Raw genomic sequence first — 7,742 nt, 5'->3', positions numbered from 1 at the left:
ATCGCATCATCAAATATCTCACCGTGCGCCTGGACCACGACATCCCCGAGGCTCCCGCGGAGCCGGCCGCCGCGCCGGCCGCCGAGGTGCCCACGGCTCCCGGCGAAACTGAATAGAGCCCCCGCGGGCCGGAGGAAGGCAGGCAGATGGATCCCAGGGAAAGGGACCGAACGAAAAAAAAGCAGTTCCGCAAGAAGTTCCTCTTCCGCAAGAAGAAGTTCTGCAAGTTCTGCGAAGAGAAGATTCCCTACATCGACTACAAGGACGTCCGGCTGCTGCAGGGCTTCACGCCCGAGCGCGGCAAGATCTTCCCCCGCCGCATCTCGGGAACCTGCGCCAAGCACCAGCGCGAGCTGATGCAGGCCATCAAGCGCGCCCGCAACATCGCGCTGCTGCCGTTCACCGCGGACTAGGAGGTCGCAAGCGATGCGCATCGTGCTTCGGGAGACCGTGGAAAAGCTGGGCCGGCGCGGCGATATCTTGAAGGTGGCGGACGGCTTCGCCCGCAACTACCTGCTGCCGAAGAAGCTGGCGTTCGAGGCCACCGACGCCAACCTCAAGCGGATCGAGCAGGAGCGCAAGGTGCGGGAGGTGCAGGAATCGCGCGAGCGCCAGGACGCGCAGTCCCTGGCCGACCGGATCTCGCAGCTGTCGCTGACCGCGGTCCGTAAGGTGGGAGAGAACGAGGCGCTGTACGGCTCGGTGACCAACGCCGACGTCGCGGAGATGATGGAGAAGGAAGGCTTCTCGATCGACAAGCGGAAGATCCTGCTCGACGAGCCGATCCGGGCGCTCGGCATCTACGACGTCGCGGTGAAGCTGCATCACGACGTCACCGCCAGCGTCAAGGTCTGGGTGGTCAAGGAGTAGTCGTCGGATGCCATCCCGCGGCGTCACCGCGTTTCTGGCGTGCGTCCTGGCGTGGGTCCTTCCCGGGGCGGGGCATTTCTACCTCGGCAAGCGCAAGCGCGCCGGCGTGTTCTTCGGCGTCGTCTTCGCCACCTTCCTGCTCGGGCTGCTCAACGAGGGGCGGGCTTATCTCGCGGATCGCCAGCAGCCGCTGACCTACCTCGCGACACTCACCAACGTGGCAACCGGCCCCCTGGATCTCCTGTCGCGCCGGGCCACCTACCATCGGCTGGCCTACAAGCTGCCGCTCGAGGAGAACAGTCCTCAGTCGCAGGCGCTGCTCGCCGACATGCGCCGCAAGGTGGCGATGGTGACCGACGAGTACGGCACCACTTATCTGCTCACCGCGGGGCTGATGAATATGCTCCTCATCCTGGACGCCTTTGACATCGCCATCGGCAGGAAGTCCTAGGATGCTCCAGTCGCATTTCCTGAACATGGTGGTCTTCTCCGGCCTGGTCTCGGTCTTCTTCGCCTTCCTGACCCAGAACGAGCGGCGGGAGCGCTTCAAGATCATGGCGATCCTGTTTCTTTCGATGGTCGTCCTCTCCCTCCTCATCGCCTACGCCATGTTTCCCTTCCCGTTGAATACCTCGCGTTGAGTCCCAGCGTCCGCGCTCTGGGACTGTGGGTCCCGGTGATGGCGTACGCCGGGGTCGTCTACTACCTCTCCTCGCAATCCAAGCCCCCGGTGCCGGGGGGAATTCCCGACTGGATCCTCCATCCCACAGAGTATCTCGGCTTCTGCGTTCTGCTGATCCGCGCCCTCAATGGAGGGCTGCGCCGCAGCGTCCCGGCCCGACGCTACCTGCTGGCGGTGCTGCTGGCGGTGGCCTACGCCATTTCCGACGAAATCCACCAGCAGCACGTGCCGTACCGCGACGCCAGCGTCAAGGATGTTCTCTCCGACGCGCTCGGATCGGTGCTGGCGGTGGGGGTGGCCGAAGGGGCGCACCGGGTGGCGCGCCGCCAGCGCCGGGGCGGACTGAAAGTGACGCTGTACACGCGTCGCGATTGCCACCTCTGCCATGACGCGCGCGCCATCCTGGATCGGGCGGCCTGGGAGCTGCCGATCGAGGTGGAGGAAGTGGACGTCGATTCCGACCCGAATCTGGCGCGCGCCTACGGCGGGGAAGTGCCGGTCATCCAGGCCGGGACTTCCAAGATCTCCAAGCTGATCCCCGAGGAGGAGGCCATCCGCCGGCGCCTGGCGCGGCTGGCCGCCGGAGCCGAAGCGGTGCCGTTGCCGCGCGCCGCGCGCATCGGATAGACTCTGCCGCGCGCCACGCCACCCATCCCATGAGAGGAACCAGGAACACCGGCATGCGCATCGCCATCATCCCGGGAGACGGCATCGGCATCGACGTCACGCGCGAGGCGGTGAAGGTCCTCGAGGCGGTGTCGAAGAGCTCGTCCCTGACGATCGCCCTCGAAAACTATGACTACGGCGCCGAGCGCTATCTGAAAACGGGCGAGACGCTTCCCGCCGGCGCCATGGATCGGCTCAAGGGATACGACGCCATTCTGCTCGGCGCGCTGGGGGACCCGCGCGTCCCCGACATGAAGCACGCCGCCGACATTCTTCTGGGTCTGCGCTTCGGCCTCGATCTCTATGTGAACTATCGGCCCGTCCGTTTGCTGGACGAGCGGCTCTGCCCGCTGAAGGGAAGGACCCCCGCCGATGTCGATTTCGTGGTGTTCCGCGAGAACACCGAGGGCCTCTACGTGGGGACGGGGGGATTCTTCAAGAAGGGGACCGCCGACGAGGTGGCGATCCAGGAGGACCTGAACACCCGCAAGGGTGTCGAGCGCATCATCCGGCACGCCTTCGAGTACGCCGTCGCCCGCGGCCGCAAGCGCCTGGTGATGGCCGACAAGTCGAACGTCCTCACCTACGGGCACGATCTCTGGCTGAGGGTCTTTCGCCTGGTGGCGGCGGAATACCCGTCGATCGAGTCCCGCCACCTCTACGTCGACGCCCTGGCGATGCAGCTGGTGAAAGACCCCTCCCAGTTCGAAGTGATCGTCACCTGCAACATGTTCGGCGATATCCTCACCGATCTGGGGGCGCAGCTCCAGGGAGGATTGGGCATGGCGGCCTCGGGGAACATCCATCCCGGCCGCGTCTCGCTCTTCGAGCCGGTGCACGGCTCGGCGCCGAAATACGCGGGGCAGAACGTGGCCAATCCGCTGGGGGCCATCCTCACCGCCGCCCTGATGCTGGAGCATCTCGGCCGCGACGCGGAGGCGCGGCGCATCGAGCAGGCGGTGGTCTCCTGCATCCGCGCACAGCGCACCCCCAAGGAGCTGGGCGGGACGCTCGGCACCTGCGAAGTGGGGGACGCGGTGACGCGCGAGATTCTGGAAGGACATCCGGCCTGAAGCGCGCCGGTTACTCAGACGCGGGGGCCGGCTTCGGCTCCTCGAGCGTCTCGTTGAGCGCCAGCACTCTTCCTTCTTCCCTGCCGTAGCCGATGAACAGCCGTCCTTCTTTGCGCAGCGGCGGCGTGGTGAACCACTCTCCTTCCATGTCCAGCTGGTACTCTCCCGCCAGGACCAGATCCGGAAGCGACAGCACCGCCAGATGGCCCGAGGTGTAGGGAGAGAGGTAGATCCGGTCGGGAGCCGACTCGACGTCATCGGAGAGCCGGTGGCTCATCCGCACCCGCAGGAGAAGGTTGCCGCTGCCCGCCTTCAAGGCATAGAGGTAATCGTCGTAGGAAGCGAAGTAGACCCTGTCCTTGTAGGTGAAGGGGCGGGCGGTGCAGCGCGCTCCGGCCGGATAGCTCCACTTCTTACGGCCGCTGTTCTTGAGGGCCCACAGCCGGTTGTCGGCGGTGCCGAAGAAGAGAGCGCTGCGCCGGCAGAGCGGCTCGGAGGTCACGGCCGCGCCGGTCTTGGCCACCCACAGCGGCTTCCCCGACTGCCTCTCGAAGGCTTCGATGCCTGCCTCGGTGCCCACCGCGGCAAAGCCACGGCAGGCGGCCGCCGGAGCGGAAGGAGGGGAGGTGAGCGGTGCGCGCCAGCGCTCGGCGCCGTTGTTCCCAAGGCAGACCAGCTTCGACGAGCGCAGCGTCACGAAGATCTCGTCCGGCGTTCCGGTGGGCGGCGCGGCGACCGGCTCCGCCAGATCCAGGCTCCAGCGCTGCTCGCCCGTGGCGGGATCGAGCCCGAAGGCTTTGCCGTCCTCCAGGACGGCTACGATCATTCCGGTCGAAGCGATGACCGCCCCTCCCGCGGGGCGACCGCCGAGCTCGCGTCGCCACGCCTGCGAGCCGTCGGTGGAAAGCGCCACGATGCTCCCGTCCTGAAGGGTCGCCAACAAGTGCCCGCCGGCATCGCGCAGGGGCCCTTTCAATGGCGCACTTAGAGGGGTGCGCCAGGCGTCGGTGAAGCGCGAGTTGGCGACCGGGTGGACCGGCGGAGCGATCGGCTCGATGGGAAGGCTGCCGCGCTCGCGCCCGGTATAGGGATCGATCCCCTGGGCCCGCAGGGAAAGGGCGAGTGGAAATAAAGAGACGAACGCCGCGATTACGGCGGGGAAAACGCGCTGCCAGGCAGGGCGGGACGGCTTGTTCAAAGGCTCCTCGAGATGCAAATCGCGCCGAGTATAACCGCGCCGGCCGCTACGTCTCCAGCTTTGCGGGGCAGTAAGGCGTGTGCTATTCTCCGCGCTCTCCTGCGCCTCGGGAATTCGCCATGACCATGACGATGCAAGCGGTAAAAGGGACCCGGGACATCCTTCCGGGCGAGACGGAGCGCTGGCAGCGCGTCGAAGAGGCGGCGCGGCGCGTCTTCCGCCGCTACGGCTTCCGGGAGATCCGCACCCCGATCTTCGAGTCGACCGATCTGTTCACGCGCGGCATCGGCGAGGCGACCGACATCGTGACCAAGGAGATGTACACCTTCGAGGATCGCGGCGGCCGGTCGCTGACGCTGCGCCCCGAGAACACCGCGCCGGTGGTGCGCGCCGTGCTGGAGCACCACCTGCTGCAGCGCCCGGATGCCGAGCGTCTCTACTACCTGGGGCCGATGTTCCGCTACGAGCGACCGCAGAAGGGACGCATGCGGCAGTTCTCCCAGGTGGGGGTGGAGGCCTTCGGAACCGACGCGGCGGCGCTGGACGCCGAGGTCATCGAGATGGCGATGGCGTATCTCAAAGAGCTGCGGATCGACCCGGTCGCGCTGGTGATCAACTCGGTGGGCTGCGAGAAATGCCGGCCGGTGTACCGCGAGAAGCTGCGCGAAGCGCTGGCCGACAAGGTGGACCAGCTGTGCTCCGATTGCCAGCGCCGCTACCGGGAGAACCCGCTGCGCATCCTCGACTGCAAGGTGGGATGCCGGCGCTTCCTGGAGAACGGGCCGACCATCCTGGACACTCTGGACGAGGCGTGCCGCCTCCACTTCGAGACACTGAAGCGCTGCCTGGATCGGCTCGAGGTGCCGTACCGCATCGATCCGCTGTTGGTGCGCGGGCTGGATTACTACATGCGCACCACCTTCGAGGTGCTCGGGGCATCGCTGGGAGCGCAGAACGCGCTGCTGGGAGGCGGCCGCTACGATTCCCTGGTGGAGGAGATGGGGGGGCCGACGGTGGGGGGATTCGGCTTCGCGGCCGGGTTGGACCGCCTCGTCCTGTCGCTGCCGGAAGACCCGGCGCAGAACGCGGGTCCGGATGTTTTCATCGCCTGCATGGGGGAGACGGCCTCGGAGCGCGGCATGGCGATGGTCCGCGACCTCCGGCGGCGCGGCTTCTGGGCGGAGTGGGACCCGACGCCCGGCAGGAGTCTGAAGGCGCAGGCGCGGCGCGCGGATCGGCTCGGAGCGAGATATCTCGCCTTCTTGGGGGACGACGAGCTGCGCCGCGGAACGGTGACGCTGAAGACGCTGGCGGGCGGGGAGCAGCGCGAGGTCCCGCTGGATCCCGACACTCTGGCGAAGGAGCTGGCACGGTGAAGTTCTGGCACCGGACGAAGACCTGCGGCGATCTGTGCCCGGCGGACGCCGAATCGTCGGTGATCCTCACCGGATGGGTGCACCGGCGGCGGGATCACGGCGGGCTGATCTTCGTCGACCTGCGCGATCGTTACGGGATGACCCAGGTGGTGTTCAATCCCGAGGTGTCGCGCGAAGCGCACGCCCTGGCGCACCGGCTGCGCTCGGAGTTCGTCCTGGGAATCGGCGGGCGCGTGGTGCGGCGTGCCCCCGAGAACGTCAACGCCACGCTGCCCACCGGCGAGGTGGAGGTTCTGGTCGGGGAAGCCGAGATCCTGAACGAATGTCTGCCGCTGCCGTTCACCCTGGAAGACCAGGACCCTGCGGGCGAGGAGCTGCGCCTCAAGTACCGCTACCTCGACCTGCGGCGCGGGCGGCCCCAATCGGTTCTGGCGGCTCGGCACCGCATCCTCCTGGAGACGCGGCGCTACCTGGATTCGCAGAGCTTCCTCGAGATCGAGACGCCGATGCTGACGCGCTCCACTCCCGAGGGGTCGCGCGAATACCTGGTTCCCTCGCGCGTCAACCCGGGACGCTTCTACTCCCTGCCGCAATCGCCCCAGATCTTCAAGCAGCTCCTCATGATCTCCGGCTTCGACCGTTACTTCCAGGTGGCACGCTGCTTCCGGGACGAGGATCTGCGCGCCGATCGGCAGCCGGAGTTCACTCAGATCGATCTGGAGATGTCGTACCCCGAGCCACAGACGATCTTCACCCTCATCGAAGGGCTCATGGCGGCCATCTTCGGCGCGGTCGGCGAGAAGGTGGAGGCGCCCTTCCCGCGCCTCGACTACCGCGAGGCGATGGACCGGTTCGGCTCCGACAAGCCGGATACCCGCTTCGCTCTCGAGGTACAGGACGTTTCGACCGTGGCGGCGCAGACCCCGTTCCGGGTCTTCTCCGAAGCGGTTGCCGCCGGAGGCGTGGTGCGGGGGCTGCGCGTGCAAGGAGGAGGCGCCTGGCCGCGCAAGCCGATCGATGACCTGGTGGCCCTGGCGCAGGGATACGGCTCCAAGGGGCTCATCTGGATCCGGCTCGGAAGCGACGCTTTGACCTCCTCCAACCTGAAGGCGATCGGCGAGGAAGGATGCCGGCGGCTGGCGGAGGCCATGGGAGCATCGAGCGGGGATCTCGTGGTCCTGGCCGCCGGGGTGCGCGACCGCACCAGCCAGATCCTGGGCGCCATCCGGCTGCACCTCGGCCGGAGAGAGAAGCTGGTGGACGAATCAAAGCACCACCTCCTGTGGGTCCACAATTTCCCGTTGTTCGAAAAGGCCGAAGACGGGAGCCTCGTGAGCTGCCATCATCCTTTCACCTCACCGCAGCCGGCCGACCTGGAGCTCCTCGAGAGCGACCCGGCGCGCGTCCGCGCCCTGGCCTACGATCTGGTCCTCGACGGGGAGGAGATCGGCGGGGGGAGCATCCGGATCCATCGCGGTGATGTCCAGGACAGGGTCTTCCGGGCCCTCGGCATCTCCCCTCCGGAAGCGGAGGAGCGCTTCGGCTTCCTGCTTCATGCGCTGCGCATGGGCGCGCCGCCCCACGGCGGCATCGCCCTTGGGGTGGACCGCACCGTGGCGATTCTGACCGGCTCGACCTCCATCCGCGACGTGATTGCCTTCCCGAAGACCAACAGCGCGGTCGATCTGATGAGCGGGGCCCCCAGCCTGCCCGAAGACAAGCAGCTGAAAGACCTCCACATCCGGGTAAGCCTGCCCGATACCGCAGATTCCTGATCACAGGCTCCGAGGCATTCCCCGCACGAATTTTTGTACGGTTGAAGGTTGACAATCCGCGAAGCGGGATGCTAATTTCAAATCGATCGCGACCCCGCCTCA

The 7,742-nt window shown here is 67.0% G+C and carries 9 protein-coding genes; 8 read left to right on the top strand and 1 reads right to left on the bottom strand.

The genetic code is table 11. The features are described 5' to 3' along the window. The first annotated feature begins 146 nt into the window (after window positions 1-146). From rpsR to VFW45_08115, 6 genes are read left to right on the top strand one after another with little or no spacing between them, the layout of a single operon-like run. Window positions 147-413, top strand: a complete 267-nt coding sequence (gene rpsR, locus VFW45_08140) for a 30S ribosomal protein S18 (protein HEU5180748.1) — start codon at window positions 147-149, stop codon at window positions 411-413. Window positions 414-426: 13 nt separating this feature from the next. After that, window positions 427-870, top strand: a complete 444-nt coding sequence (rplI, locus tag VFW45_08135; GenBank protein HEU5180747.1) for a 50S ribosomal protein L9 — start codon at window positions 427-429, stop codon at window positions 868-870. 7 nt (window positions 871-877) lie between these two features. Beyond that, entirely contained in the window at window positions 878-1,321 is a 444-nt protein-coding gene (locus tag VFW45_08130; protein HEU5180746.1) for a DUF6677 family protein, read from the top strand. Between the two features lies 1 nt (window position 1,322). Then, entirely contained in the window at window positions 1,323-1,511 is a 189-nt protein-coding gene (locus VFW45_08125; GenBank protein HEU5180745.1) for a hypothetical protein, read from the top strand. Next, a complete protein-coding gene (locus tag VFW45_08120; protein ID HEU5180744.1) occupies window positions 1,508-2,179 on the top strand; it encodes a VanZ family protein in 672 nt (223 codons plus the stop codon). Before VFW45_08125 ends, VFW45_08120 begins: the two co-directional genes overlap by 4 nt. A 53-nt stretch (window positions 2,180-2,232) precedes the next feature. Further along, window positions 2,233-3,291 (top strand): 3-isopropylmalate dehydrogenase, encoded by a 1,059-nt coding sequence (locus tag VFW45_08115; protein HEU5180743.1) that lies wholly within the window; start codon window positions 2,233-2,235, stop codon window positions 3,289-3,291. A 10-nt stretch (window positions 3,292-3,301) separates the two neighbouring features. Here the strand turns inward: VFW45_08115 and VFW45_08110 are convergent, their stop codons facing one another. Beyond that, the gene (locus VFW45_08110) at window positions 3,302-4,489 is read right to left on the bottom strand and encodes a PQQ-binding-like beta-propeller repeat protein (GenBank protein ID HEU5180742.1); all 1,188 of its coding nucleotides are present in this window, start codon (window positions 4,487-4,489) and stop codon (window positions 3,302-3,304) included. A 119-nt stretch (window positions 4,490-4,608) separates the two neighbouring features. On the opposite strand from VFW45_08110, the gene hisS reads away from it, so the two are divergent. Both hisS and aspS read left to right on the top strand, forming a co-directional pair. Continuing rightward, the gene (gene hisS, locus VFW45_08105) at window positions 4,609-5,865 is read left to right on the top strand and encodes a histidine--tRNA ligase (protein HEU5180741.1); all 1,257 of its coding nucleotides are present in this window, start codon (window positions 4,609-4,611) and stop codon (window positions 5,863-5,865) included. Then, window positions 5,862-7,640, top strand: coding sequence for an aspartate--tRNA ligase (gene aspS, locus VFW45_08100; protein ID HEU5180740.1), 1,779 nt, complete (start codon window positions 5,862-5,864; stop codon window positions 7,638-7,640). The genes hisS and aspS overlap by 4 nt, the downstream gene beginning before the upstream one ends. Window positions 7,641-7,742: the final 102 nt, after the last annotated feature.

It is taken from the genome of Candidatus Polarisedimenticolia bacterium (genome assembly GCA_035764505.1).
In the GTDB taxonomy this organism is placed as follows: Bacteria; Acidobacteriota; Polarisedimenticolia; order Gp22-AA2; family AA152; genus AA152.
Note: the sequence above shows the minus strand (reverse complement) of the source record. Positions and strands in the feature narration are given on the sequence as shown.

What these genes read in the sequence shown, in the direction of transcription:
- rpsR (HEU5180748.1), top strand. Translation starts at nt 147, where the DNA reads ATGGATCCCAGGGAAAGGGACCGAACGAAAAAAAAGCAGTTCCGCAAG.
- rplI (HEU5180747.1), top strand. Translation starts at nt 427, where the DNA reads ATGCGCATCGTGCTTCGGGAGACCGTGGAAAAGCTGGGCCGGCGCGGC.
- VFW45_08130 (HEU5180746.1), top strand. Translation starts at nt 878, where the DNA reads ATGCCATCCCGCGGCGTCACCGCGTTTCTGGCGTGCGTCCTGGCGTGG.
- VFW45_08125 (HEU5180745.1), top strand. Translation starts at nt 1,323, where the DNA reads ATGCTCCAGTCGCATTTCCTGAACATGGTGGTCTTCTCCGGCCTGGTC.
- VFW45_08115 (HEU5180743.1), top strand. Translation starts at nt 2,233, where the DNA reads ATGCGCATCGCCATCATCCCGGGAGACGGCATCGGCATCGACGTCACG.
- hisS (HEU5180741.1), top strand. Translation starts at nt 4,609, where the DNA reads ATGACCATGACGATGCAAGCGGTAAAAGGGACCCGGGACATCCTTCCG.